This window comes from Marinomonas phycocola, assembly GCF_047525455.1.
Lineage (GTDB): Bacteria > Pseudomonadota > Gammaproteobacteria > Pseudomonadales > Marinomonadaceae > Marinomonas.
In genome coordinates this window covers 63,159-87,745 of sequence record NZ_JBLIXL010000013.1, presented here as the reverse complement: position 1 = coordinate 87,745, position 24,587 = coordinate 63,159, and the positions used below count along the sequence as shown (strand labels likewise).

The following is a 24,587-nucleotide window of genomic DNA, read 5'->3' as shown; positions in this document are numbered from 1 at the left end:
AGATTCATTTTGATTTCTGGACTTTAAGTAATTAGTTCGACTCTTTAAGTAACTTATAAATTGTTGATCTACCAATACCAAGATTTTTTGCAACTTCAGTAGGGCTAATCCCTTGATCTATAAGATTCAAAACATTAGCTCTATTAATTGTTCGTTTACGACCAAACTTAACACCTTTAGCTTTTGCTTCAATACGACCCTCGTTTGTTCTTTCTAAAATTCTTTGTTTTTCTGCCTGAGCAACAGCAGATAATATTGTGACAACCATTTTACCCATAGTACCTTCGGTGCTAATGCCATCATCTAAAAATCGAATAGCAACATTCAAGCTATCAAATTCTTTTATTAATTGAACCATGTCAGCGGTGTCTCGACCAAGCCTATCAAGTTTAGTCACTAAGACAACATCACCATCCTCTACCTTCACACGAAGTAAACTTAAACCTTTTCGATCTGTATGGCTGCCTGATGTTTTATCAGAAAAAATTCTGCTGGCTTTAACCCCTTCGCTAACTAGTACTTTAATTTGCTCATCAAGTGATTGTTGGCTTGTAGATACACGAGCATAACCAAAAGTCCTCATAACCTTAAAATGTCTCCTAAATCGATTTGTAGAAAAACTTTCTATTAATGCTGTAATATCGATTTAATAGACATGATAATCAAAGGCAATTACTATGTCTACGAATTTATAATATAGTAGACAGTACCGAATTTACTCTTAATTATTATTTTGGATAACTGATGGCTGTAGATTTTTTAACCGTAGAGCAAAAATCTCAATATGGTCAGTTTTCCAATGATCCTAACGACATTCAGCTAACACGTTATTTTCATCTCGATGAAGCAGACATGGCTATCATTTCGAATCGTCGCGGCAATCAAAATAGACTGGGATTTGCTCTTCAGCTAACTTCTGTCAGATTTTTAGGTACTTTTCTTACAGAAATATCACTAGCACCAATCAACGTTCAGGTATTTCTTGCAAGACAGCTATTGATTACAGATTTGAGTGTATTAACAGATTATGCTCAAAGAGAACCGACCAAATTTGTCACGGCCAAAGAGGGGAAATTCGTAAGCGGTATCGAGAAGGACAGGAAGACCAGCTAGGGGCACTTGGCTTGGTAACGAATGCAGTTGTTTTATGGAATACTATTTACATGCAATCAGCTTTAGATCATTTACAAGGTTCTATTGAAATTAGAGAAGATGACGAGGCTAGATTATCACCATTAGGATATGGGCATATAAATGTATTGGGTCACTATTCTTTTACATTGGCGAAACAAGTGGCTAAAGGTAACCTCAGACCTCTTAACCTCTCAAGTATGGATGATTAAAACTGCTTAACGTACGTTTTCGTACCGTTGGACTTCAAACCCCTTTTAAAAACCTGAAAACCGACTATTGTTGCATGTATACAAGACTATTGGAGCACCTTCTCTATTGACAAAATGCACAAATAATAGCGTATGCTGGTTCTTTTATACGCAATCCGAGTGACCATATACACGCTCTAGTTACTGTCCGAAACTTTGTTTGTTTTAATGCCTTACGTTATGCGTTTTTAGTTTGAATACTTTTCTATTGCTCGGCATTGGTTATTTCTTTGTCCGTAAACTTAGCTTTAGGTTAGCCTTTTGTATCACTTTCGGCTAAGTTCCAATGCTCACCTATCCTGAGGCCATGCCAATCCTTCAATACCCCCCATTCAGGCTCACTCCCATCTGTGACCAATGAAGAATCAAGGCGTAGTGATTTTTCTACTAGGTACCATGCGATTGGCAAAGCGACTTTCAAGTGATTAATGATTTCTTGTTCATCATCGGCAATTTGAAAATTGTAATTTCTTAAATGCACCACGGGTGACATTAAATGATTTTTATAAACTTAAGACTGTGCAGGCACAATTGGTGTTGCACATTGAACGTCTGCATTTTGTCCGCGGTTTCTCATTATGTGATCAATCAAGGTTAATGCCAGCATCGCTTCTGCAATGGGTGTGGCTCGAATACCAACGCAAGGATCGTGACGACCCTTGGTTATAACATCGATTTCTTCACCGCTGCGGTTAATACTTTTACCCGGGATGGTAATGCTTGAAGTGGGCTTCAATGCCATGTGCACCACAATGTCTTGTCCAGACGATAGTCCACCTAACACGCCACCAGCATGATTGCTTAAGAAACCATTTGGGGTGATTTCATCACGATGCTGACTGCCCTTTTGTTCGATCACTTCAAAGCCGTCACCAATTTCCACGCCTTTCACTGCGTTGATGCCCATCATAGCTTTGGCAATGTCTGCATCAAGTCGGTCAAAAACAGGTTCACCTAGCCCTGGCATCACATTTTTAGCGATCACAGTGATTTTTGCACCGACTGAATCCCCCTCACGACGCAATGCGGTCATGTAGGTTTCCAACTCAGGAATGGCGTCAGGGTCTGGGCTAAAGAAGCTGTTTTCATACACTTGAGACAGATCTTTTACTGCCAGCTTGATAGGGCCAAGTTGGGATAAAAATCCCTGAATTTCGATCCCAAAACGCACTTTTAGGTATTTTTTAGCAATGGCACCTGCGGCCACACGCATTGCCGTTTCTCGTGCAGAGGAACGACCGCCACCACGATAATCGCGGAAGCCGTATTTTTGGTCGTAGGTATAATCCGCATGAGCAGGACGAAACGTATCGGCAATGTTGCCATAATCTTTGGAACGTTGATCGGTGTTTTCAATCAATAGACCAATTGGTGTGCCCGTTGTTTTGCCTTCGAACACCCCAGACAGTATTTTAACTTGATCGGCTTCACGACGCTGTGTTGTGTGTTTTGACGTGCCTGGTTTGCGTAGATCAAGGTCTTTTTGAAGATCCGCTTCCGTAATCTCTAAACCCGGTGGGCAGCCATCAATAATCGCGCCTAACGCTAAGCCGTGGCTTTCTCCAAACGTCGTTACTGTAAATAAAGTACCAAATGTATTGCCAGACATAATGTATTGTTACTCTCTTAAAAATTGAATTGTGATAATTGTTCTTTCGTCAAAACAAATACGCCATTGCCACCAGCGGGTAGGTCGACCCACATAAAAGGAACATTTGGATAGTTTTCTTGCAATGTCACTTCCGTATTACCGACTTCGTACACAATAATGCCGTTATTCGTTAAATAGTCTGCTGCTTGGGATAAGAATTGACGGGTGAAATCTAATCCATCAATACCAGACGTCAGCGCTAATCGCGGTTCATTGTGAAATTCTTTTGGTGCTGAATTGTAATCGTCCGCATCAACATAAGGTGGGTTGCAGATAATTAAATCATACTTCTTACCAAAAAGGTTGGTAAACATATCGGATTCAATCACTTCAACGCTTTCTCCTACTTCATGTAGCTGCACATTGTCTTGAGCGACTTTTAACGCCGCAGAACTGATGTCAGTAATATCGACCTTAGCGTCTTCAAACACCAACGAAGCAACAATGCCCAAACAACCAGAACCTGTACACATATCCAGTATGTTTAGTGGGTATTCAGACAACCAAGGTTGAAACTCAGTTTCCAGCAAAGACATGATCGGTGAGCGAGGTATCAAGGTGTCTCGGGTGACTTTAAAGGGCAAACCCATAAACCACGCTTCGCTTAACAAATATGGCAAAGGCTCTCTTTTACTGATTCTTAATTGCACTAACTTTAGAATGCGCTTCTTTTCATCAGTTGTTAGTGCGCAGTCCAACATAGAGCGATCAAAATCCATTGGTAGTTTTAGACTGCGCAATACTAGGTGTACAGCTTCATCCCATGCGTTGTCGGTGCCATGGCCGTAAAACAATTCGGCTTTCAAAAAGCGGCTGTAAGTCCAACGGATAAAATCTTGAATGCTTTTAAGGTCACGTACTGCGGATTGATTGACACTCATAGGAATCACTTATCAAAATCGAAAGGACGGGATTATAACCTGTATTACCCCACGCCTCCATCGAGTAGAAACGGTTATTGCTTCTTTTGAGTAACTTTGTTCAGGCTGTCTATTTTTGCAGAGAGAACATTGATAATGTTGGCGTCATTATGCTGTTGTAATGTTAATACGGTTTCTCTCAATTTTTCTATCTCATTTTTTTGTTGCTCTGTTTGGCGTATAAGGCGCCTGTTCTCGTTTTCTATTGCTTGATAGGCACTTTCTGCTTTAACCATATCGATTTCCTTTTGTACGAGATTAAGCTGACTTTCTTTAAGCTGTTCTTCCAAATGAAGCATATTTTCATTCGTTACATGTAAGGTAGATAAAGTGTCTTCGTATCGTTGCTTCATGTAGTCCAATTTGCTGGATACACTCACCCTCTCTTGTTCCATGGTATGGGCTTTGTTCTGACTGTCAGCCAATTCCTGCTCTTGTTCGCTCAATGCTGCTGATAGAGATAAGTAATGGCCATTAGTTGAATCAGACTTCAGCTTTTCTGCATGTTCAAACTCTCCGATCTTATCGTCCAATTGAGACTGCAAGACTTGAATGAACTCACGTTCTAGCTTTTTGAACACGGGCTTAACCGCTTCCCCTAGATCATTGAACTTTACTTGTTGCTGTTCTTTATAGATCAGCTCCCATTCACTGATGCTATTCAGCAAAGTGGTATTTGAACATTTTCTACCATCAAGTGTTGAAAAGTATTCTGCAACACGCGGGATGTTTGGAAAGTAGTTTTGCTCAAGTAAATTCCAGCAAGCTTGATGAATTTCTTCACGGGATATATTTGCTTTACGGGCCATAATGATAAGAGTCCAATCTCAAAGATAAATTTGGTAATTTATTTCTTAATTCTATCTTAAATAAATAAGATAACAAGCACTTCCCTTCTCTCGCCATCTTCGATGGTTGGGACTATGTTTTAAAGGCATGTTACAGCTCTCCAAAAGATCTTGAAGAAACTGTCTTACACATAAAGAATCGGGGCAGCATTGGTAATTACCTCATAGCTACATAAAATGACAACCATTATTTAGTCGTTTAGAGCTTAGAGTAACTTTTCGTACCATTGGGCTTTCCCCGTTACTAGCTTAAGGAAGGTGCGAATAAGTCTACTAAGACTCAGTCTTTCAGAGAAACCGTCAAATAAGGCACGATTCTGCAGGAATGTTCAAATTTATATGCTAGTCTAATAAAAGGGATTAATTTTTTATTTAAAACACTTGCGGTTTTTTAAATAAAATCAGCGGTGGCATAATGGAGATAAACAATGATTTCTTCTACAAGAGTCAATGTTGAAGATCAGTATTCGAGATTTGACAAAGGTACTAAACTTAATACCAGTAATCAAGAAGGTAATACGTTGCCAGCAAGTGAAAAAGCAACATCCTTACCTGCTATAGATAAGATAACGATATCTGATACTGCTATAAAAGCATTAGAGAAAGATCAAAACAATTCACCCAAAGGATATTATGAACAATTCATACCTACGTATGAGGGTTTTTCATCTAAAAATCTTGCTTTCGGGGTAAAAGAACCTGGCATGGAAACATTTTCCGCGGGGAAAGAGTTGGCTCAGGTTATTACGGATGCTCGTGCAAGTCTCGATAAAAACTACCAGAAATTAAAATCTATCGGTAAACCACATCTGGTTGGCCATTCCTCTCCTGAAAGTAGAAATTCATTATTCGGAGAGCTTGATCGACGAGCACTTAATGCAATTGTAAATGATAAACAGGGAACATTTACAAAGTATGAACAAGATATTGCTCGTAATAAAATGAGTCAACAGCAAGGACTAGCAATGGGGCTGTATAATGGCCCTATTAGTGAAGAAAGTAAATTTGTTGATCCGTTTTTAGGAAATAAAACAGAGCAATTTAAAGCCGGAGTTCAATTCTTAGATAAAGTAGGAAATGAAGAAAAAGCGACGATTGAATATGCTTTCCAACGGGCTGGGGTACAAAGATCTTATGAAAACCTTTCACGCGAACAAGGAGAGATTCCCGAAGATTTTACTTCGGAGCATCCATTATTAATTCTCATTCTCCAAGCTAGAGAATCTGCAAATGGTGATTTTAACAGAGGATTTACGACCGGAAGCATTAGAGACACAGATGATCTTAAAAGTCAGCCTTGGTTTGAAGGATTTGAGAGCAAACTGGATAATGCAATTAAAGCCACTGAAGATTTATTTTTTCCTAAAGAACAAATCGTATAATTTTTTCCAAATAAGCAAAGAGCAATATATTTATTTAGCACAGCTCTTTGCTTGTAATTTTTAGTAGATTTCTACTTTATCTTAAACTGAACCGAATACTCACCAGTAAAAGAGTTTTGTGAAATAACTTGTGATTCACAGTCAGAAGAAGGTGTTGCACCGTCCGAAAATTGATAAATAGAGCCTATCTTTATCACAGACCAATTGAACCGACAATCTAGGTAAGTAAATACACCTGCATCTATAGTACCGTGTTTAGACGATTCAACCAAGAATTCGAATTCAAGAATGAAAAATCGAGCGCTGTATTCTTATCTAATAGAGCGACATGGAAATAGAAGGGAATGGAGTGAGTTCGATTATATAGAGGGAGTGGCGATGTACGGCATCGCTAAAAAGCAATGCCGCATAACGTTCAATGACATGTTTTATTTTTCTATAAAGGTCAACTGATCCACACCATAGACCTCTAACCCTGAATTCCCTAAGTTCACAAACTCCATATTTTCCAGCAATCTAGGGCCAAGACCTAATTTTAAATCGTCAATATTCTCTGATGCAGCATCAAATGCCTCACTGGTCGTACTACCACTTGCGGTTACCGCAAGGTAATAACGTGCGTCAGAAGGCTGATCTTCAATATAGAGCCTGATCTTAGCGATATCATTCACAGATATTTGCTTTTTAAACGTAGGGTCAACTTTGAATTCAGACATAGGGATGATTTGATCAATTCTCACCATCACATCGCCCGCACCACGACGATTAATATACATAACCGTATAAAACTCGTTATTTTGAAGCACTTTCAATACTTGGTTATTGTCTCTTCCATAAAGTCGATAATCATTAAAGAAGTTGTTTGCCCAAGCATTACTGCTGCCACAACTTCTACCTTCACATTCAAATAACACTGTGTTTTGTTCTGTCGTGACTTGGTCTGAGTAAAAACGAATCACATCGTTTAAATCTGCACCTCTAGCAATTTTAAACGTGTGCCGGGTTGATTGTGACTCAATATTCAAAACCGTCTCAGGAAACCAGCTACGGTCTGCTCTCTGCATTTTAGACAGAGGAATTACATAATTTGAATTGTCTTTAATATCCGTCGTAGCAAGAGCAACTTCGCGGTGAGGGGTAATGGAAGGTAAAGGCGTGACAGCAGAAGATAATGTTGGCACCACTAAGGCACTGCTAATCAGTAGCATTGATATTGTATTTTGTATTTGCATATACACTTAACCTTAAACGTTAAAACACCGTTTGTTAATTATGGTCAATAAAATGCCTTATCTCTTCAGCAACTCGTTGACTCGTATCGGGTTCAAGATGGAAGTGGTGACCACCATCAATCCATTTCAATTTAACCCAAGAAAAGTGTTTTGCTCGAGCTTCAACAAAATCCGCCTTTTCTTTATAGATACCATCATTTGCAATTAAAACAAACGTCGGACAAACCACTTTATTAATAAAACTGTAAACGCTTTCTTCATCCATTCTATAAGGAGATGGAAAAGCCAATTTTCCATCGTGTCGCCACACCCATTGATCTTTTTCTTTATAAGCACCTCGCTGAACCAATGTACTGGAAGCAAAGTAACCCAGTTTAGTAAAGCCATCCATACGTGCCGTAATCATATCTTCTTGGGTTTTATAGCGAGTGCCATTGCTTTGTTTGAATTTTAACATCCTTTGAACAGCACGTTGCATAGTAGCAACACGGGTCTCAGGCTCCTCTGTGATTGGCCCAATATTGTCTAGCATAATGAGACCCCGTATCTTATCAGGCGCTAAAGCCGCAACAAGCATGGCTACCGTGCCACCCATGCTATGACCTATTAACCACACACTCTGTCTTTGTGTTTGTAAAAACTCAATTACATCCAAAGCATAGTCCCATAAATGATAAAAAACACCGACTGGACGATGCTTTGAAAATCCATGCCCAGCCAAATCCAATGACGTGATGGTCATGTTATCCATTTTAGGGCATAGTTCACAAAATGTTGCTGCGTTGTCTAACCATCCATGTAACGCAACAGCAGACAGTATTTCAGGGCTTTGTGGTGATTGCCATTTCAGTCCAGCTAACGAAGTATGTTTAAGCTGAAAATGCATCTCTTTTAGCATAAATAGACAACTCGACTTTTCTGAAATTTAAACGGAAGGCGAATAAAAACTGTTTAGAGTACAGCAATCTGTCACTAACAGTTCACCACTCATGGATATCAAGGTACCTGTGTCCATTGACAGTTCTGGCGGTAAATGAGAATTCGCCAATAAGTCCACCAACTGATAAGCAAACGGTTGATGAGTAACAATCAAAATATTGTCTGCTTTTAAGTTAGACAACCATATGGCAACATCCAAAGGACGACCACTAGGCGTAATAAGATCAGATGTTTCGACCACAACATCCTGACTAAGTTCATTTGAAAAATGCTTTGCTGTTTGTTGTGCCCTAATGTATGGACTCGCATAAACCGCATCCAATCGAATACCAAGAGATTCAAAGTATTGACCCGACAATCTAGCCTCTTTCATTCCCTTTTGAGTCAACTCTCTAAGGTCATCATGTTCAAAATCCGACGATTGTGCGGTACCGTGCCTAAGTATGAAAAGTGATTTTAAATTAGTCATCTTGCTTTACCTGAGGCCATGCCTTGAAAGGATAGGGTTTGTCTTCCGTTTTGAAGGTTAAAAAGCTCATGATCTCTGAAATAAATTCCGTGAGATTAAATTGAAAACGCACGATCGACTCTGGCTTATGCTGAGACCCAAAACGGATAACGGTCATTAATAGAATTAAAAAACCAAATATAGACAGTGCAACATTAAAGATAATCCAATACAGCACCATAAAAATAAGACGAATCCAAAAGCTTTGCTTTGTGTAACCAGGTTTAGACATTAGAGCCTTCCTTCTGAGTAATAAATTCAACATCCCACTTCTGATCACCTGTCATTAACCCTCTGATAAGAGAGTCCAATGTCGCACCAGAAAACAATAAAGCATACAAGCCTTGAGCTAACGGCATATATAGGCCATGTTTATTTGCTTCTTCCACTACCATTTTTAGCGTGTTTACCCCTTCCGCTACTTCCCCTATTTCAGCGACAGACTGCTCTAAGTCTTTCCCAGAGCCAATAGCAAAGCCCACACGATAGTTACGACTTAATGGAGAAGAACAAGTAGCGATCAAATCCCCCATTCCCGCCAAGCCTAAGAAGGTCATTGGATCTGCGCCAAAATGAACCGCAAAACGACTCATTTCTGCAAGACTACGAGTCATGATCATTGCCATGGTATTTTCACCCACTTTCAGGGCTTTAGCCAAACCACAGACAATGGCGTAAATGTTCTTCAATGCACCCGCTAACTCAACACCCGTCATATCCGAGCTTTCATATACCCTGAAAGTAGGTGATTTAAGCAGCTCTATCATTTGCGCTCTCACTTCCGCGCGATCACTCGCCACCACACTTGCGGTGAGCTGGCCTGCTGCGATCTCTTTCGCCAAATTCGGACCACTTAATACACCAATATTTTGCGTTAACCCATTACGATTTAAAATCTCACTCATTAACTCAAAGTGATTTGGGTTGAAGCCTTTTGTAGTGCTAATCAATGTTTTATTCGGCGTAAGCCAAGGGCAAATTCTATCCATAACATCTTCGAAAGATTTGGATGGTATAGATACAAGAATAGTATCGCTTTCACGGATGGCTTTTTCTAAATTTGTGGTGGCCATTAATTCACAATGCAAAGGTGCATTTGGAAGATACCGACTGTTCAACCCTGTCAGGTTAATTTCTTCCACCTGCTGCTCATTGCGCATCCACTGACTTACTTGATGACCATTATGAGCCATTATGTTTGCCAGTGCAGTGCCAAAACTTCCACCACCTAAGACACAAACTGATTTGGTTGTCATACTTTAAGTATTCCTTAGCATTTCACTGTGCTTATAATTTAAGAAGAACAACTCACTTCAAAATTCTTTGCCCACTCTGGTGACGGCAAGGATAATTCTTCACATTCTGCATGTTCACCACACGGTGTTTGCAAAACGTACAATAAACGCCTAAATGGAAGGTAATTCCCCATTTCCGCTTCCTCGATAGCCTGTTGAGCAAGATAGTTTCTTAAGATAAATTTGGGGTTTATTTTCAGCATTTCAATCTTGCTTTCATCCCAATTTCGCTTTTCGCTTTGTCTTTTGGCAATATAACGGTCTAACCACAGAGATACCGCATCCCGATCAACAAATTCATCAAGAATAATCGAGTAGTTTGATGGGTTCTCCATGTTGGACAACTTTCTAAAAAAGACGCTGTAATCCATTTTTTCTTTTTTCAGTAAACGATACAGCTCTCGAATAAATTCAACATCATACTCAGTACTGTCGCCAATACTTTCCGACCCTTCCATCAAAGATAGCCCCAGCTTTTGATACATTAACTGACGATAATGCGTCATAAGAGTCGGCTCATAAAAACCCAAGACTTCAATTAATTCATCACGTGATAGATGACCAGAAAACGCCCTCATCAGACAGTTCAAATTCCACAAACCAATACTCGGCTGATTTTCTAATGTGTATCGGCCTTCATGATCAGAGCGATTGGCAATCCATGTAGGATCATAATCTTCCATAAAACCATAAGGGCCATAATCAATGGTCTCACCCAATATAGACATATTATCTGTGTTCATCACACCGTGCTGAAAACCAATTGCTTGCCATTGTGCAATCATTTTAGCCGTGGCTTGAACAACTTCAATTAACATACTTTTAATCGGATTTTTTTGTAGTAATGCCTGTGGGAAATAGTACTTAAGACAATGGTCAATAAGCGCTTGAAGCTGCTTAGGTTGTTTACAATAATAGAAAAATTCAAAATGACCAAAACGAATGTGTGTTCGCGCCGTACGCAAAAGCATGGCGCCAGGCTCTGGTTTTTCACGGTAAACGGCTTGATTGCTGTCAAATAGACACAAAGAACGAGAAGACGCTATTCCAAGTGCGGTCATGGCTTCTGCTGCGAGATACTCGCGAATAGATGAGCGTAGAACTGCCCTACCATCGCCTCTCCTAGAATAAGGCGTTAATCCTGCCCCTTTAAGATGAAGATCAATCAGACCGTCTGGTGTACTCACTTCTCCAAGTAAGACGCCACGGCCATCTCCAAGCTGGGGAGAAAACCCGCCAAATTGATGCCCAGCATAGACCATGCTGAGACTGAGTGGCAGATTCGTATTACCACTCAAGATATTTAAGATGCGCTCATCTTTAATATCAATACCAAGCTCATCGCCTAGTTGACTATTAAATTCAACTAAGCGTTGACCCAGTAAGGGCTGAATCTGGGTAAAGCTAAAAAACGACTCACCAAGTTGCGAAAAAACATGTTTTATCATGTTAACCTCCAATCAATGAGTCTAGCGCACATTTTTAGCTGTTTATTAACAATTCGACATACTCGCAGCGAATACTCTCACCTACGACTTTTTCAATTTCCGGCACCAAGAACGCATCGTCTTCACTTGCAAAGCTGACTGAACGACCTAACTCACCACCACGACCCGTACGCCCTATACGGTGTACATAGTCTTCTGGATCTTCAGGTAAAGAATAATTGACAACCAACTCGATGTTATCAACATGAATGCCTCGACCTGCAACATCGGTTGCAACCAGCACCTGGATCTTACCATCTTTAAAGCCATTCAATGTTTTTACTCGTTTATCTTGAGCAACTTCACCAGATAGCATAGCGCAATTAATTTTCACCTCTTTCAAGCGCTCATACAAATCACGCGTTTCATCTCGGCGATTTGCAAAAATGATGGTGCGCTGACCAGGTTTTTCTAATAACAACTGATGCAACGCATCCCATTTTTGATCGGCTTCAACTGTATAAATAACTTGATCAATGTTCTTATTTGTTGTCTCTAATGGAACAACAGAGACTTCTTTAGGTACATAAGTCCATTGCTGAGCCAAAGCTTGAATGTCTTTCGGGAACGTTGCACTGAATAGCATCGTTTGACGCTTTTCTTTGTGGGGCGTCATGCGGATAATGCTTTTCACATCTGGGATAAAGCCCATAGAAAGCATTCTATCCGCTTCGTCCAACACCAATGATTCAACTTTGCTTAACATCACTTTTTTATTACGAGCAAAGTCCAGCAATCTTCCCGGTGTAGCAACAACAATGTCCACTCGCAGTGATTCTAGTTGCTGTTTTTGCTTTTCATAACTTAAACCACCAACCAGAGAAACCACATTAAGATCAGCGTTTGTCGTTAACTTTTCAGCGTCTTCGGCTATTTGCAGCGCCAGTTCACGTGTTGGCGCAATAATCAAACCACGAGCAAAATTATCCGCTCTTGCTTCTTCAACTGGGTAATCAAGAAAATCGGAAATCATGGCAATAAGGAATGCAGCCGTTTTACCAGTACCCGTTTGAGCCTGACCTATAATGTCGTAGCCCTGAAGTGTTTGAGGCAATGTCTCTGCTTGAATTTCACTGCAGTATTCAAAACCCATTTCCGAAATGGACTTTAAAACGCGATCAGGTAGGTTTAAATCATGGAATCTGAGTTTTCCAGACACAGGCTCAACTTGAAAATCGTCTATAGACCAAACCTTTGAATTTCCCTTACCTTGTTCAGATGCGTTCTGTTTAGAAGGTGATTTTTGTGGTTTTGAGTAAGTTCTGCGGCTTCTTTTTGGTTTTGATGGGGTATCTACAATTTGTTTTTCCATTTGGAATCTATTTGCTTCTTTATAAATGATTTGAATAACTTAATTCATCTAAGTGTACCTAAATGACCGAGATTTAGACACCTTTTCCAACTCTTAATGGTAAATTGGCTTTGCCCCTTATTTTTCCACTAACAAATGATACGGAGGTAAGCTATCGATTAACTGCTTCCCATAGCGTTTAGAAATTAGCCGTTTATCAAGTATGCATACCTTCCCTTCGTCTGCTTCACTTCTCAGCAAACGCCCTGTTGCCTGTACCAATCTAAGTGATGCATCAGGAATAGTGATTTCCATGAAGGGATTACCTCCTTTTTGCTGTATCCATTCTGCCAATGTCGCATCCACAGGATCATCAGGGACAGAGAATGGGATTTTCGCAATGACTACGTGCGTAAGGTATTTACCCGGTAAATCAACACCTTCTGCAAAACTTGCCAGCCCCATAAGCAAACTGCCTTTACCTGCATCAATTTTTTCTTTGTGCGAATCCAAAATAACACGCTTGGATTGTTCCCCTTGAACCAACATGATCGCCTGCAACTTAGCCTCAACTTGCAGAGACACTTCTTCCATTTGCTTACGAGACGAAAAGAGCGCCAAACTTGCGCCTTGTATATCAACTTGGTTATTTAAGTAATCCACAATAACGCTTGTATGACGCTCTACCTGTGTTGGCTCACAATCCATTTTGGGAATGATAAGTTGGCCTTTATTTTGAAAATCAAATGGACTGATTACTCTTAAATATTCACTTTCATGCGGAACACCGCTTCTCATATTAAAACGAGAAAAATTATTTAATGCAGTTAATGTTGCCGAGGTCACAACAGCGGCGTAACACTTATCCCATAATTGCTGACGCAATGTGTGTGCAGCTAAAATAGGGGAACCACCAAGCTCTATGTCTTGTTCCATGCCACTACCAGACAAGGTAAGCCAACGAGCATTAGGCGGGTAATTCAAATCGTCTAAAGTAGAATACAATTGCCATAGCGCTTTTGACTGCTCTAGGCGTGATAGCACAACCCCCAAAATAGGCATCCATGTATCTGCCACCTCTTGAGTCAGGCCCATACCTTCATTCTGCTTCGCTTTTTTGCACTCATCTTGAATGCTTTCAATACTGCCAAAGAGCTTTTGAAAACCGGTTTGTAAGCTGTAGGCCAATTGCCTCAGTCCGTCGGGGATCACACCAAATTCGAATCGGTGAACATTGTTATCACTGTCTAGGTTTTTATCAGCAATAAAAGGCGCAAGACCTTGCTGTGCATACTGGATAAAATTTACCAATGTTTGAACTTGCTGAGGTATTTTTAACAACAATTGCCCTGTAAGACTGATGTCATCCGTCAATTCTTGCTTAAGAGAAACTAGATTTTTTTCTAGCTGCCTCAGCCATTGAATGCTTTGTTGTAACCGCATTTCATGACGAAAGTGACTAATGGCTTTATCAGGTAGGTGATGTCCTTCATCAAAAACATAAACCGTGTCACTCGGGTTCGTTAAAATAGCACCTCCCCCTAAAGACAAATCCGCCAGAACTAAATCGTGATTAGCAACAATCACGTCTGCTGTCTCGATTTCAGCTCTTGCTTTATAAAACGGACAAGCGGAAAAATTAGCACAATTACGATTGGTGCATTGCTGATGATCCGTCGTCACTCTGCGCCAATCATCTTCTCGTAAAATGCCCTTCCAGTTGTCTTTATCCCCATCCCAATCGCCAGACTTAATAGCATTGTCCATTTCTTGATATAGAGCGGCATTCACATCACCAGCCTGTCGATGTTGTTCAAATAAACTCGCAAACATGTCTTCCATAACCTGAGTTTCGGAATCTAAAAAGCCTTCCAATTGATTAAGACACAGATAACGCCCTCTCCCCTTCGCAAGAGTATAAGCAAAATGATAATCTGTATGTTTCAAAAGATCTGGAAGCTCTTTGTGCAAAATTTGCTCTTGCAGAGCGACGGTGGCGGTGGAGATTACCAGTTTTTTGCCACGTTCTTTTGCGATGGGAATAACCGATAGGCAGTAGGACAGAGTTTTACCTGTGCCAGTGCCCGCCTCTACAACGGCAACGTGCTTCTCTCCCAAACGGACACCTTCAGAGTCTTGCTTAATATTGCCAATTGTACGAGCAATTGTGGCAATCATCTGTTTTTGCCCTAAACGTGGCTTATGGCTTTTTGCAGCCAAAGACGCTCTATAAGCACTATGTATTTTTGTCTTTAATTCATCTGAAAGCATTATTTAATTGAGAACATCTTTAAAAGCTGTATATAATAACAGTAACTGTACAAACAACCAGATGCCTTATGATTAAATTAACAAAAAGACAATCCGAAGTAATGGACATGATACGCGAATTCATTGCTGAAACAGGTTTTCCCCCCACTCGGGCCGAAATTGCAAAACACTTGGGATTTAAATCCCCTAATGCCGCTGAGGAGCATCTTAAAGCATTATCGAAAAAAGGTGCTATAGAGATCTTACCAGGTGCCTCCAGAGGATTAAAAATAGTTGAAGAACTATCCGATGAACTTCCTGTGGACATTGGTTTGCCCATCATAGGAAAAGTAGCCGCTGGTTTTCCCATATTAGCGCAGGAAAACGTCTCGTCTTATGTTCAGATTCCACCTGAAATGTTCTATCCAAAAGCAGATTATTTCCTCTCTGTCACTGGAATGAGTATGAAAGACATAGGGATTTTTGACGGTGATTTAATTGCCGTTCATAAAACCAATTCGGTGAAAAATGGTCAGGTTGTTGTCGCTCGAATCGATAACGAAGTAACCGTAAAACGTTTTCAACAAGATGGTAAAATCATTCATCTAATTGCAGAAAACAGTGAGTTTAATGACATTACAGTCGACTTAGAAACCACTGAATTTGCTATTGAGGGCATATCAGTTGGTGTTATCAGGCAATCCCTCTAATGCTCCTAACGCTTTATCGAAAATAAAAGAGCCTTTATAAATTGAAATATATTCTTTTTATAGGGGCTCTTTTATGAAGATGGCGTTCAACTATTGAATCAAATCCACTCTGATACATTAATGCAGTGTTTTTGGCGTATCAACTACTGTTTCAAAGTCTTCAATAAAGTCGTCTTCTGGCATGTCGTTAAAGTCTTCTGAGTAAACAAAGTCTATACCCGCATGGAACATACACTTTGCTAAATCAAAATAACGATTTTGCAAAAACGCTTTTGTATCATCAGAAATCGTTAATACAGCTAACGGCTCAGAGTTTTCATTTTTATCTGCATTGACTGGGCGCAACACAATATCACCATTATCTAATTCAACAATTTCTAAATAAGCTTCATTCATTCTTAATACTCTGTGGACTCTTCTCTATATCGAAGAGCTAACTCCGAGATAGATTGTAAATAGAATGCTATCGAATTTTCTGAGCTACTGCTACTCACAATCACGTTGCTCATCACAACGCCCTGAGGTCTTGAGTAGCACTCATAAGCCGTAACATACGCTTTCTCTAATTGGGAAAGCCAACTTGATGGGTCAGATGATAAAGCATTCAGCTCCTGTAATACAGGAATTGAAATGCCTTTTTGATTTGCCTGCTCCAAAAGGCGGGAAATATCCAAGTCGTGCTGCAATGAATAGTTCGCACACACCTCTTGAAGCAAGCCGTTTAATCCGCTCTTCAGATGAAATAGTGCAGAATCTTCATACGCTTTTTCCATCCAAGATTCATCCGAGCTAGATAACAACTTTAGGAAGCGACGCGCAACATCCAGTTTTTTATTGGTTACGCTCGCCCCACTCGGATTACTCATTTAGATTTTTTTCCTTCTTCAATCACCCATTTATTACCAACATAGTACGCCTTCCAGCCAGTCGGCTTGCCATTTTCTTCTGTCATAACGTACTGCTCTTTCGTTTTACGACTGTAGCGAATTACCGTAGGGCGTCCTTCTGAATCAGCCACTGGCGCATCGATAAAGAAATGGTATTTAGGATCAATTTGCTCCATATACGGAAGCAACTCAACCACTAAAGGCGCTCTTGTTTCACGTTTTTTAGGAAATTGACTTGCCGCTAAGAATAACCCAGTCGCGCCATCACGTAGAACATAATGATCTTCTACTTTTAAACAAATCAGATCCGGCATTGGCACTGGATCCATTTTTGGCGGAGCCGCTTCACCGCTTTTCAATAACTTACGCGTGTTTTTGCATTCTTCGTTAGTACAACCAAAGTATTTACCAAAGCGCCCATTCTTAAGCTGCATTTCAGATCCGCATTTATCGCATTCAAGTACAGGACCATCGTAACCTTTAATCTTAAACGCACCATGCTCAATTTCATAACCACTACAAGTAGGGTTGTTACCACACACATGCAGTTTTCTTTGCTCGTCAATCAAATAGCTGTCCATGGATGCGGTACATATGGGGCATCGACGCTTCGCTATTAACGCTTTTGATTCCGCTTCTTCATCGTACAAAGCAACGGCTTCTTCACCCCTTGTCAGATTGATGGTTGCTTTACAGCGCTCTTTCGGCGGTAGCACGTAACCCGAGCACGATAAGAAAACCCCTGTACTTGCCGTACGAATTTGCATTGGCCGGCTGCATGTTGGACATTCTATATTGGTCGGTGTCGGTTCATTCAACGCCATCCCCGTCTCTGGATTTTCCGCTTTTTTCAATGTCTCACTAAAGCTTGCATAGAAGGTGTTTAATGCTTGAATCCAGTCTTCTCTACCTTCTGCAATATCATCCAATTGTTCTTCCATTTGCGCTGTAAAGCTGAAATTCATAAGCGTTTGGAAATTGCTAACCAGACGGTCTGTTACAATGTCGCCCATTTTTTCAGCATAGAAACGCCTGTTTTCTACACGAGCGTAGCCTCGGTCTTGGATGGTTGAAATAATCGAAGCATAAGTAGATGGGCGACCAATGCCTCTCTTCTCAAGCTCTTTAACCAAACTTGCTTCACTAAAGCGTGCTGTAGGCTTGGTAAAATGTTGCTCGGGTAATAATTCAACCAATTCAAGTATTTCACCAGGCTCGATGTCTGGAAGAAGATTGTCTTCCACTTTTTTGCCTACAGGAGTAAGAACACGCGTATAACCATCAAAGCGAAGAATCCTTCCACGAGACTTGAGTTCATAATCATCAACAACCAAAGTAATTGTGGTCGACGTATATAAAGCTGGTGTCATTTGACACGCGATAAACTGATTACGTATCAGCTCATAGAGTCGATGAGCGTCTTTATCCATGCCAAGCAGTTCATTTGACGTGATCTTTACATCTGAAGGACGAATCGCTTCATGAGCCTCTTGAGCGCCTTCCTTGCTTGAATATCGAATAGGCTCTTCAGGCAAATACTCTTTACCATAATTGGAAAGAATGTGTTCACGTAGCGATTTAACCGCTTCCACACTTAGATTGGTTGAATCTGTTCGCATGTAGGTAATGTAACCGCCTTCATACAAACGTTGAGCAAGCATCATGGTTTTCTTTACGCCAAAGCCTAAACGTGTACTGGCAGACTGTTGTAAAGTGGACGTAATAAACGGCGATGAAGGTTTGCTTGATGTTGGCTTGTCTTCGCGTTTAGCCACTTTAAACGTTGTATTTTGCAGTCTTGCAACGTGTTCCTGAGATTCTTTGTCGCTTTCTGGACGGTATTCTTTATTTTTGTATTTTGTTGTTTCAAACACTAAAGGGGCATTAGATGGCGTTGTTAAGTGTGCATCTAACTCCCAAAACTCTTCAGGTATAAAGGCTCGTATTTCTTGCTCACGCTCAACAATTAAGCGTACAGCAACAGATTGAACTCGCCCAGCAGACAAACCACGTGCCACTTTAGACCACAACAAAGGCGAGACCATAAAGCCGACTACACGATCTAAGAAGCGCCTTGCCTGTTGAGCATTCACTCTATCTATATCAAGCTCAGAAGGTGACTCGAACGCTTGTTTAATGGCCTTTTTGGTAATTTCATTAAATACAACTCGCTTGTAACGCGAGTCATCACCGCCAATAGCCTCTCTTAAATGCCAAGCGATGGCCTCCCCTTCTCTATCCAAATCGGTCGCGAGATAGATGGTGTCAGCATTTTTGGCTAAACGTTTCAGCTCATCAACAACTTTTTCTTTTCCCGGTAAAATCTCATAATGAGCCTCCCAGTTATTCTCAGGGTTCACACCCATACGAGTAATCAACTGCTGACGAGACTTTTTATGGCGGTATTCTATTTTATCTTCCGCACTCATTTTACGAGTCAAGGCGGCTTGCTTAGCTCGCTCTTGTGGCGTTGATGTTGCTGTTTTTCCTGTAGGTAAGTCGCGGATATGCCCTACGCTCGACTTTACGACGTAGTCACTCCCTAAATACTTATTGATGGTTTTCGCCTTTGCTGGCGATTCCACGATAACCAGTGATTTTCCCATTATGCTATATAAGCCTTATTTTAGAGTACATCTCCGAATCAATACAAATGCGTAATTTATTCGCTCGGGGCGCTGATATTAAGCAAACCTCTTTTATATGACAAGTTATCACTGTATTGTTTCGCACATTATTATTTGCCAAATTACCCGTTTCTTTTTTAACATACTCAATAAATCGCCTAAGGACAATCATGCCATTACTACAAATACTCACAATTACCGCTTTATTTATCATTGTTGTGATCTCAGTAATCGTAGGTACAAGGGCACATCAAAAAGAAAAAGAAGCAACCGAGCGTCGCTTTAAGAGCCTACAGTTACTCAACCGAGCCGATCGTGTACAGCACCATGTAGCAGGCTTAAAAAATATTAATACGGACTCCATTGTAACGGATGTTTTATACGACTTTTATATCGACACGTTAAGAGATTTAATGAATTACAGTGATCACCCAGAGGAAATTGAACAAAGAATATCCAAAGCAGAAGAAGAACGTAACCAAGATTTAGTTGAATTCACAACCACACCGCATTCCTATAGCTTCCAAGAAAAAGCAAAATACAAAGAACGTTTAACGAAGGTTGCTAAGTTGTTGTTATACATGCGCCGTAAGGGCCGCATTAGCCACTCTCACTACAAAGCGTGCTATGACTACATACGTTGGCTGAATCTATGGTTGCAATTGAACCGGCAGCTCGTACAGGCTAACAACAACATATCCAGTGGAGACATGAGAGTCGCTCAATCTCTTTACACTGTGATCATGTCTCACTTGAAAGCAACCTCAATTGATCGACCTGAAAGACATCAAGCCATTGAATACGTAGAAAAACAATTCCAAGCCATTTTAGCGCCACCCATTGTTGCTATTGTAAATACAGATAACCCAGATGAATCCGTTGCAGATTTAGTTCTGGATCTTGATGAGACGCCTGATGATCAACTGCTTGATGAAAATGAAAAAGATACTTAGCGAATATTTTGCAACTCTTGAAGCAGCTCAGCCAGTGCTTTTACACTTTTGTCATCGCCTAACTCTTTCCAGAAGCACGTCACTGAATTAGACGATATTTCAATGCAGTCAACGCTTCCGTCAATGATTGCCAAATTAGATATAGCTTCTGGCGACAGCGTTATTGCAGCATTCGACCACCAGCCATCGCAAACCAGTGCATGCTTCCAAACTTCATTAGGAAACATGCGAATCGTCCCTTCTAATGTCTTAAGCTCTTTTATTCGATTCAATCGATATGCACACGATGCAATAGAAATTGTTGTTTTATCCCATTTGTCTGGTATGTTTACTTGCATTAACTGGACTGTCAGCTGGTATTTACGAGCCTCCATTCTCAAAGACATCTTATCCTTGTCTCTTTTTGATGGCATAATCCACATGACTGAGCCCAGTAAAGATAAGGTTATAAATACTACGATTATTATTGTCATCATCTTCTCAAATTGAACTATTATTATTGTGTAATGAATTGGAGGCGCTTATGCCCTATAAAAAAATAATACTTGCGGCCGATCTAACAGATGGAATGAATCAAGTATCAGACAAGGCCATACAATTATGTAAAAACTCTGGCGCTGAGTTAATTTTAATACATGTTATTGAGTCTTTAAATTATGCTTATGGAGGTGACGTCCCTATAGACATAACCGACATCCAACACCAACTGCATACGGACGCGGCAAATAAAATGGATCTTTTGATTCAGCAAATTGACATTACTCCAATTGAAACCTGCATTACGCAAGGCGGAATTGAACATGAAATTCATCGACTTGCAGAAGAAAAAGACGCGGATCTCATTGTCGTAGGGAGCCATGGACGACATGGTTTAGCCCTATTACTAGGTTCAACAGCAAACGGTGTCTTACATGGAGCACCTTGCGACGTATTGGCAGTAAGAGTCAAAGACTAACACCATTACCTATTAAACAAGCGTCATAAAACAGAAGGTGGTCATTTGACCACCTTCTATTACTTTTGTATTACTTAAGCATTAACCTCTAGAGCAATCAAGCATTAGCGACGCGTCCAGCTTGTCCCTTCGCGACTGTCTAGCAACTCCACCCCTTGAGCAGCCAACTCATCCCTTATCTCATCACTACGAACAAAGTTTTTATCTTTACGTGCCTGCTTCCGTTCAACAATGAACGCTTCAATTTGCTCTGCACTCAAACCCTCTGCAATCACACTGTTTTGCAAGAAGTATTCTGGGTCTTGCTGTAATAAGCCAAGCAATTCCGACAAAACAGATAGCTCTTTTGCCAGTACTTCCGCCTCTCTTGGGCTACTTGTTTTAGCCTTATTAAGCTCACGTGCCAAATCAAATAACACAGCAATAGCAACTGGCGTATTAAAATCATCATTCATCGCGTCGTTAAAACGAACTGAAAAGTCCGACTGCACATAATGATCAGACAAAGATTGCTCTTTCAACGCGTTATACAATCTCTCTAATTTCACTTTTGCTTCCAGTAAGCTGCTCTCAGAGTAATCAATCGCACTGCGATACTGGCTTGATACCATTAAGAAGCGAATCACTTCTGGATTGTACTTTTCAAGCACCTCTCGCACTGTGAAAAAATTTCCAAGGGATTTAGACATTTTTTCATTATTCACACGAACAGGGCCACAATGCATCCAAACATTGGCATACTTTTCTCCAGTTGCAGCTTCTGCCTGGGCAATTTCATTCTCATGATGTGGAAATTTTAAATCTGGGCCACCGCCATGAATGTCAAAATGCGCACCTAAGCAGCTAGTAGCCATCGCTGAACATTCAATGTGCCAACCGGGACGACCTGCCCCCCAAGGCGATGCCCAATGCACTTCACCTTCTTTTACCATTTTCCACAAAACAAAGTCCGCAGGATGCTCTTTGGCCATTTCAACATCAATTCGAGCACCAGCTAACATGTCTTCAAGTTTACGATTATTTAATTTCCCGTACTCTTTAAAAGCAGATGCGCGATAGTACACATCGCCCGTTGAACCTTGATAAGCAAACCCTTTGTCGATTAATGTTTGAATCAAATCAATCATTTCCTGCATGAATTCTGTTGCTTTTGGTTCGCGGTCAGGCATTTTATTACCCAATTTCAGCTCATCTTCAATTTGCGCTGCAATCATGCGCTGAGTTAATGATTCGGTTGTTTCGTTATTTTCAGCCGCTCTTTTTATGATTTTATCTTCTACGTCGGTAATGTTTCGAACATAGTTCAAATCATAACCAATATGACGAAAGTGGCGAGAAATAAGGTCAAACGATATCATTGCCCGTGCATGACCAATATGGCAATAATCGTAAACGGTATTACCACACACATACATACCAACTTTGCCGGGTACAATCGGATGAAATTCTTCTTTTTTACCTGTGAGTGTGTTGTATATTTTAAGCATTAGCTTGTATTACCTTTTTGCTTCAATTTTTGCCCAGGAATCACGTAGTGTAACCGTGCGGTTAAAGATCAACTTATCAGAAACCAAATCTCGACAGAAATACCCTTCTCGTTCAAACTGAAATCCAGTTCCTTTCGCAGCATGCTCAAGAGACGGTTCTAATTTTGCGTTCTGTAATACGACCAAGGACTCTTTATTAATAAAGTCTAAGAAGGTTTTTGTTTCATGATGCGCATCAGGCGCAGCCTCATTAAATAGACGATCATAAAGGCGTACTTCTGCCGTAACCGCATGCTTAGCACTTACCCAATGAATAACCCCTTTCGGTTTATATCCTTCCGGATTAACGCCTAGTGTATTTTCATCATAACGACACAAAAGCTCGACAACATTTCCGTCTGCATCTTTAATCGCTTCATCACAGGTTATAACATAGCCACCACGTAGACGAACCGCTCCTCCTAAAGTCAAACGCTTCCACTTTTTCGGTGGAGTTTCAGCGAAGTCAGCCGCATCGATGAATAAGTTTTTTGAGAATGGAACTTGGCGCGTTCCCGCTTCAGTTTTTTTAGGGTGGTTGTTCACCGTAAAAATTTCTTCTTTATCGTCAAGATAGTTTGTTAATGTCACTTTGATTGGGTTTAACACAGCCATTGCACGATTTGCACCTTGATCCAAATCTTCGCGAACAGCGTGCTCTAACATGCCAACATCCACAATGCCATCAGAGCGAGTTACACCAATACGCTCGCAAAAATTACGGATAGAACGCGCTGTATAACCACGTCTACGTAAACCAGAAATGGTCGACATACGAGGATCATCCCACCCCTCAACATGACCGTCATCCACCAATTGTTTAAGTTTACGCTTACTGGTTACTGTATAATTTAAATTCAGTCGTGCAAATTCAATTTGTTGTGGGTGCGCTGTTTTCAATGTGTCAAGCACCCAATCGTACAAAGGTCTATGATCTTGAAATTCCAATGTGCAAATTGAATGTGTGACACTCTCCATTGCATCCGAAAGACAATGAGTGAAATCATACATTGGGTACACACACCATTTATCGCCCGTTTGATGATGATGCATATGACGAATACGATAAATAATAGGATCACGCATGTTCATGTTTGGGCTCGCCATATCTATTTTTGCGCGTAGCACCATTTCACCATCCGCAAATTTGCCTTTTTTCATTTCCATAAACAAAGCAACGTTTTCTTCTGGCGTCGTATCTCTGTAAGGGCTATTCTTACCTGGCTCTTTTAATGTTCCTCGGTATTCTCGCATTTCATCAGGCGTTAGTTTGCACACATACGCTTTCCCTAGTTTGATCAATTCAACGGCAAAATCAAATAATTGATCAAAATAGTTTGAAGCAAATTTTGGCTCTTCAGCCCACTCAAACCCTAACCACTCAACATCCTTCTTAATTGAGTTGATGTATTCCAAGCTTTCTTTTTCTGGATTGGTATCATCAAAACGTAGATTACATTGACCATTAAAACGTTCGGCAATACCAAAATTTAAACAAATAGACTTTGCGTGACCAATATGCAAATAACCATTTGGCTCTGGTGGAAAACGAGTCATTACATTACCCGCGTATTTTCCTGTTTCATTATCTTTTTCAATAATTTGAGTTATAAAGTTGCCTGGCTTTGGAGTCTCTGACATGTAAATGCGTGTCCCGATCTGAGTTCATCTAACAAGATTGTTAATTTTGTTCGTTAGTATATCCGATTTAGGTTTCATAGTAATAACGGCTAAACGAAAAAAT

At 40.5% G+C, this 24,587-nt stretch carries 24 protein-coding genes and 1 pseudogene; 6 read left to right on the top strand and 19 right to left on the bottom strand.

The genetic code is table 11. From position 1 onward, the window contains the following. Window positions 1-31 precede the first annotated feature (31 nt). Window positions 32-583, bottom strand: coding sequence for a recombinase family protein (locus ACMUMJ_RS11035; RefSeq protein WP_414678891.1), 552 nt, complete (start codon window positions 581-583; stop codon window positions 32-34). A gap of 161 nt (window positions 584-744) precedes the next feature. Here ACMUMJ_RS11035 and ACMUMJ_RS11030 point away from each other — a divergent pair, with 161 nt between their 5' ends. Both ACMUMJ_RS11030 and ACMUMJ_RS11025 read left to right on the top strand, forming a co-directional pair. Continuing rightward, window positions 745-1,113: a DUF4158 domain-containing protein gene (locus ACMUMJ_RS11030; protein ID WP_414678890.1), complete on the top strand. Its 369-nt coding sequence runs from the start codon at window positions 745-747 to the stop codon at window positions 1,111-1,113. Then, window positions 1,050-1,343, top strand: a pseudogene (locus ACMUMJ_RS11025) (Tn3 family transposase); the annotation flags it as partial. The gene ACMUMJ_RS11030 and the pseudogene ACMUMJ_RS11025, both read left to right, overlap by 64 nt. Before the next feature lie 292 nt (window positions 1,344-1,635). Here ACMUMJ_RS11025 and ACMUMJ_RS11020 read toward each other — a convergent pair. The 4 genes from ACMUMJ_RS11020 to ACMUMJ_RS11005 all read right to left on the bottom strand — a co-directional run bounded on the left by ACMUMJ_RS11020 (window position 1,636) and on the right by ACMUMJ_RS11005 (window position 4,762). Beyond that, window positions 1,636-1,875, bottom strand: a complete 240-nt coding sequence (locus ACMUMJ_RS11020) for a hypothetical protein (protein WP_414678889.1) — start codon at window positions 1,873-1,875, stop codon at window positions 1,636-1,638. An 18-nt stretch (window positions 1,876-1,893) separates the two neighbouring features. Beyond that, window positions 1,894-2,991 carry a chorismate synthase gene (aroC, locus tag ACMUMJ_RS11015; RefSeq protein ID WP_414678888.1) on the bottom strand — a complete coding sequence of 366 codons (1,098 nt, stop codon included), beginning with the start codon at window positions 2,989-2,991 and terminating at the stop codon, window positions 1,894-1,896. A 17-nt stretch (window positions 2,992-3,008) separates the two neighbouring features. Further along, entirely contained in the window at window positions 3,009-3,914 is a 906-nt protein-coding gene (gene prmB / locus ACMUMJ_RS11010) for a 50S ribosomal protein L3 N(5)-glutamine methyltransferase (protein WP_414678887.1), read from the bottom strand. A gap of 74 nt (window positions 3,915-3,988) precedes the next feature. After that, entirely contained in the window at window positions 3,989-4,762 is a 774-nt protein-coding gene (locus tag ACMUMJ_RS11005; protein ID WP_414678886.1) for a hypothetical protein, read from the bottom strand. A gap of 467 nt (window positions 4,763-5,229) precedes the next feature. Between ACMUMJ_RS11005 and ACMUMJ_RS11000 the strand changes: the two genes are divergently transcribed. Next, a complete protein-coding gene (locus tag ACMUMJ_RS11000; protein ID WP_414678885.1) occupies window positions 5,230-6,183 on the top strand; it encodes a hypothetical protein in 954 nt (317 codons plus the stop codon). 428 nt (window positions 6,184-6,611) lie between these two features. Here the strand turns inward: ACMUMJ_RS11000 and ACMUMJ_RS10995 are convergent, their stop codons facing one another. The 8 genes from ACMUMJ_RS10995 to dinG form a co-directional block, all read right to left on the bottom strand. After that, entirely contained in the window at window positions 6,612-7,415 is an 804-nt protein-coding gene (locus ACMUMJ_RS10995) for a DUF4892 domain-containing protein (protein ID WP_414678884.1), read from the bottom strand. 34 nt (window positions 7,416-7,449) lie between these two features. After that, window positions 7,450-8,313: an alpha/beta fold hydrolase gene (locus tag ACMUMJ_RS10990; RefSeq protein ID WP_414678883.1), complete on the bottom strand. Its 864-nt coding sequence runs from the start codon at window positions 8,311-8,313 to the stop codon at window positions 7,450-7,452. Between the two features lie 27 nt (window positions 8,314-8,340). Then, a complete protein-coding gene (sixA, locus tag ACMUMJ_RS10985; RefSeq protein WP_414678882.1) occupies window positions 8,341-8,823 on the bottom strand; it encodes a phosphohistidine phosphatase SixA in 483 nt (160 codons plus the stop codon). Next, entirely contained in the window at window positions 8,816-9,094 is a 279-nt protein-coding gene (locus tag ACMUMJ_RS10980) for a DUF4389 domain-containing protein (RefSeq protein ID WP_414678881.1), read from the bottom strand. Before ACMUMJ_RS10980 ends, sixA begins: the two co-directional genes overlap by 8 nt. After that, window positions 9,087-10,118 (bottom strand): NAD(P)H-dependent glycerol-3-phosphate dehydrogenase, encoded by a 1,032-nt coding sequence (locus ACMUMJ_RS10975; RefSeq protein ID WP_414678880.1) that lies wholly within the window; start codon window positions 10,116-10,118, stop codon window positions 9,087-9,089. Before ACMUMJ_RS10975 ends, ACMUMJ_RS10980 begins: the two co-directional genes overlap by 8 nt. Window positions 10,119-10,156: 38 nt before the next feature. Beyond that, window positions 10,157-11,605, bottom strand: a complete 1,449-nt coding sequence (locus ACMUMJ_RS10970) for a protein adenylyltransferase SelO (RefSeq protein ID WP_414678879.1) — start codon at window positions 11,603-11,605, stop codon at window positions 10,157-10,159. Window positions 11,606-11,639: 34 nt separating this feature from the next. Continuing rightward, window positions 11,640-12,956, bottom strand: coding sequence for a DEAD/DEAH box helicase (locus ACMUMJ_RS10965; RefSeq protein WP_414678878.1), 1,317 nt, complete (start codon window positions 12,954-12,956; stop codon window positions 11,640-11,642). A 117-nt stretch (window positions 12,957-13,073) separates the two neighbouring features. Next, window positions 13,074-15,206, bottom strand: a complete 2,133-nt coding sequence (gene dinG, locus ACMUMJ_RS10960; RefSeq protein ID WP_414678877.1) for an ATP-dependent DNA helicase DinG — start codon at window positions 15,204-15,206, stop codon at window positions 13,074-13,076. 68 nt (window positions 15,207-15,274) lie between these two features. Between dinG and lexA the strand changes: the two genes are divergently transcribed. Then, complete coding sequence (gene lexA / locus ACMUMJ_RS10955; RefSeq protein ID WP_414678876.1) at window positions 15,275-15,895, top strand: transcriptional repressor LexA; 621 nt, start codon at window positions 15,275-15,277, stop codon at window positions 15,893-15,895. 117 nt (window positions 15,896-16,012) lie between these two features. Here the strand turns inward: lexA and ACMUMJ_RS10950 are convergent, their stop codons facing one another. Genes ACMUMJ_RS10950 through topA form a run of 3 tightly spaced genes read right to left on the bottom strand, consistent with a single transcriptional unit; the run spans window position 16,013 to window position 19,388 of the window. Continuing rightward, entirely contained in the window at window positions 16,013-16,291 is a 279-nt protein-coding gene (locus ACMUMJ_RS10950; protein WP_414678875.1) for a hypothetical protein, read from the bottom strand. Window positions 16,292-16,293: 2 nt separating this feature from the next. Beyond that, window positions 16,294-16,761, bottom strand: a complete 468-nt coding sequence (locus tag ACMUMJ_RS10945) for a DUF6586 family protein (protein WP_414678874.1) — start codon at window positions 16,759-16,761, stop codon at window positions 16,294-16,296. Then, a complete protein-coding gene (gene topA, locus ACMUMJ_RS10940) occupies window positions 16,758-19,388 on the bottom strand; it encodes a type I DNA topoisomerase (protein ID WP_414678873.1) in 2,631 nt (876 codons plus the stop codon). Before topA ends, ACMUMJ_RS10945 begins: the two co-directional genes overlap by 4 nt. Window positions 19,389-19,579: 191 nt before the next feature. Between topA and ACMUMJ_RS10935 the strand changes: the two genes are divergently transcribed. Then, window positions 19,580-20,362, top strand: a complete 783-nt coding sequence (locus ACMUMJ_RS10935; RefSeq protein ID WP_414678872.1) for a DNA topoisomerase I — start codon at window positions 19,580-19,582, stop codon at window positions 20,360-20,362. On the opposite strand, the gene ACMUMJ_RS10930 is transcribed toward ACMUMJ_RS10935, so the two are convergent. Then, the gene (locus ACMUMJ_RS10930; RefSeq protein WP_414678871.1) at window positions 20,359-20,748 is read right to left on the bottom strand and encodes a hypothetical protein; all 390 of its coding nucleotides are present in this window, start codon (window positions 20,746-20,748) and stop codon (window positions 20,359-20,361) included. The two genes, ACMUMJ_RS10935 and ACMUMJ_RS10930, sit on opposite strands and share 4 nt — an antisense overlap. 137 nt (window positions 20,749-20,885) lie before the next feature. Here ACMUMJ_RS10930 and ACMUMJ_RS10925 point away from each other — a divergent pair, with 137 nt between their 5' ends. Continuing rightward, entirely contained in the window at window positions 20,886-21,317 is a 432-nt protein-coding gene (locus ACMUMJ_RS10925; protein WP_414678870.1) for a universal stress protein, read from the top strand. Window positions 21,318-21,421: 104 nt separating this feature from the next. Here ACMUMJ_RS10925 and cysS read toward each other — a convergent pair whose 3' ends face one another. Together cysS and ACMUMJ_RS10915 are read right to left on the bottom strand one after the other, a co-directional pair. After that, the gene (gene cysS / locus ACMUMJ_RS10920; RefSeq protein ID WP_414678869.1) at window positions 21,422-22,804 is read right to left on the bottom strand and encodes a cysteine--tRNA ligase; all 1,383 of its coding nucleotides are present in this window, start codon (window positions 22,802-22,804) and stop codon (window positions 21,422-21,424) included. A 9-nt stretch (window positions 22,805-22,813) separates the two neighbouring features. Then, window positions 22,814-24,484: a glutamine--tRNA ligase/YqeY domain fusion protein gene (locus ACMUMJ_RS10915; RefSeq protein ID WP_414678868.1), complete on the bottom strand. Its 1,671-nt coding sequence runs from the start codon at window positions 24,482-24,484 to the stop codon at window positions 22,814-22,816. Between the last annotated feature and the right edge of the window lie 103 nt (window positions 24,485-24,587).

What these genes read in the sequence shown, in the direction of transcription:
- ACMUMJ_RS11030 (WP_414678890.1), top strand. Translation starts at nt 745, where the DNA reads ATGGCTGTAGATTTTTTAACCGTAGAGCAAAAATCTCAATATGGTCAG.
- ACMUMJ_RS10975 (WP_414678880.1), bottom strand. Translation starts at nt 10,118, where the DNA reads ATGACAACCAAATCAGTTTGTGTCTTAGGTGGTGGAAGTTTTGGCACT.
- dinG (WP_414678877.1), bottom strand. Translation starts at nt 15,206, where the DNA reads ATGCTTTCAGATGAATTAAAGACAAAAATACATAGTGCTTATAGAGCG.
- cysS (WP_414678869.1), bottom strand. Translation starts at nt 22,804, where the DNA reads ATGCTTAAAATATACAACACACTCACAGGTAAAAAAGAAGAATTTCAT.
- prmB (WP_414678887.1), bottom strand. Translation starts at nt 3,914, where the DNA reads ATGAGTGTCAATCAATCCGCAGTACGTGACCTTAAAAGCATTCAAGAT.
- sixA (WP_414678882.1), bottom strand. Translation starts at nt 8,823, where the DNA reads ATGACTAATTTAAAATCACTTTTCATACTTAGGCACGGTACCGCACAA.
- ACMUMJ_RS10970 (WP_414678879.1), bottom strand. Translation starts at nt 11,605, where the DNA reads ATGATAAAACATGTTTTTTCGCAACTTGGTGAGTCGTTTTTTAGCTTT.
- ACMUMJ_RS11035 (WP_414678891.1), bottom strand. Translation starts at nt 583, where the DNA reads ATGAGGACTTTTGGTTATGCTCGTGTATCTACAAGCCAACAATCACTT.
- ACMUMJ_RS10930 (WP_414678871.1), bottom strand. Translation starts at nt 20,748, where the DNA reads ATGTCTTTGAGAATGGAGGCTCGTAAATACCAGCTGACAGTCCAGTTA.
- ACMUMJ_RS10990 (WP_414678883.1), bottom strand. Translation starts at nt 8,313, where the DNA reads ATGCTAAAAGAGATGCATTTTCAGCTTAAACATACTTCGTTAGCTGGA.
- aroC (WP_414678888.1), bottom strand. Translation starts at nt 2,991, where the DNA reads ATGTCTGGCAATACATTTGGTACTTTATTTACAGTAACGACGTTTGGA.
- ACMUMJ_RS10935 (WP_414678872.1), top strand. Translation starts at nt 19,580, where the DNA reads ATGCCATTACTACAAATACTCACAATTACCGCTTTATTTATCATTGTT.
- ACMUMJ_RS10965 (WP_414678878.1), bottom strand. Translation starts at nt 12,956, where the DNA reads ATGGAAAAACAAATTGTAGATACCCCATCAAAACCAAAAAGAAGCCGC.
- ACMUMJ_RS10980 (WP_414678881.1), bottom strand. Translation starts at nt 9,094, where the DNA reads ATGTCTAAACCTGGTTACACAAAGCAAAGCTTTTGGATTCGTCTTATT.
- ACMUMJ_RS10950 (WP_414678875.1), bottom strand. Translation starts at nt 16,291, where the DNA reads ATGAATGAAGCTTATTTAGAAATTGTTGAATTAGATAATGGTGATATT.
- ACMUMJ_RS11000 (WP_414678885.1), top strand. Translation starts at nt 5,230, where the DNA reads ATGATTTCTTCTACAAGAGTCAATGTTGAAGATCAGTATTCGAGATTT.
- topA (WP_414678873.1), bottom strand. Translation starts at nt 19,388, where the DNA reads ATGGGAAAATCACTGGTTATCGTGGAATCGCCAGCAAAGGCGAAAACC.
- ACMUMJ_RS10995 (WP_414678884.1), bottom strand. Translation starts at nt 7,415, where the DNA reads ATGCAAATACAAAATACAATATCAATGCTACTGATTAGCAGTGCCTTA.
- ACMUMJ_RS10925 (WP_414678870.1), top strand. Translation starts at nt 20,886, where the DNA reads ATGCCCTATAAAAAAATAATACTTGCGGCCGATCTAACAGATGGAATG.
- lexA (WP_414678876.1), top strand. Translation starts at nt 15,275, where the DNA reads ATGATTAAATTAACAAAAAGACAATCCGAAGTAATGGACATGATACGC.
- ACMUMJ_RS10945 (WP_414678874.1), bottom strand. Translation starts at nt 16,761, where the DNA reads ATGAGTAATCCGAGTGGGGCGAGCGTAACCAATAAAAAACTGGATGTT.
- ACMUMJ_RS10915 (WP_414678868.1), bottom strand. Translation starts at nt 24,484, where the DNA reads ATGTCAGAGACTCCAAAGCCAGGCAACTTTATAACTCAAATTATTGAA.
- ACMUMJ_RS11005 (WP_414678886.1), bottom strand. Translation starts at nt 4,762, where the DNA reads ATGGCCCGTAAAGCAAATATATCCCGTGAAGAAATTCATCAAGCTTGC.
- ACMUMJ_RS11020 (WP_414678889.1), bottom strand. Translation starts at nt 1,875, where the DNA reads ATGTCACCCGTGGTGCATTTAAGAAATTACAATTTTCAAATTGCCGAT.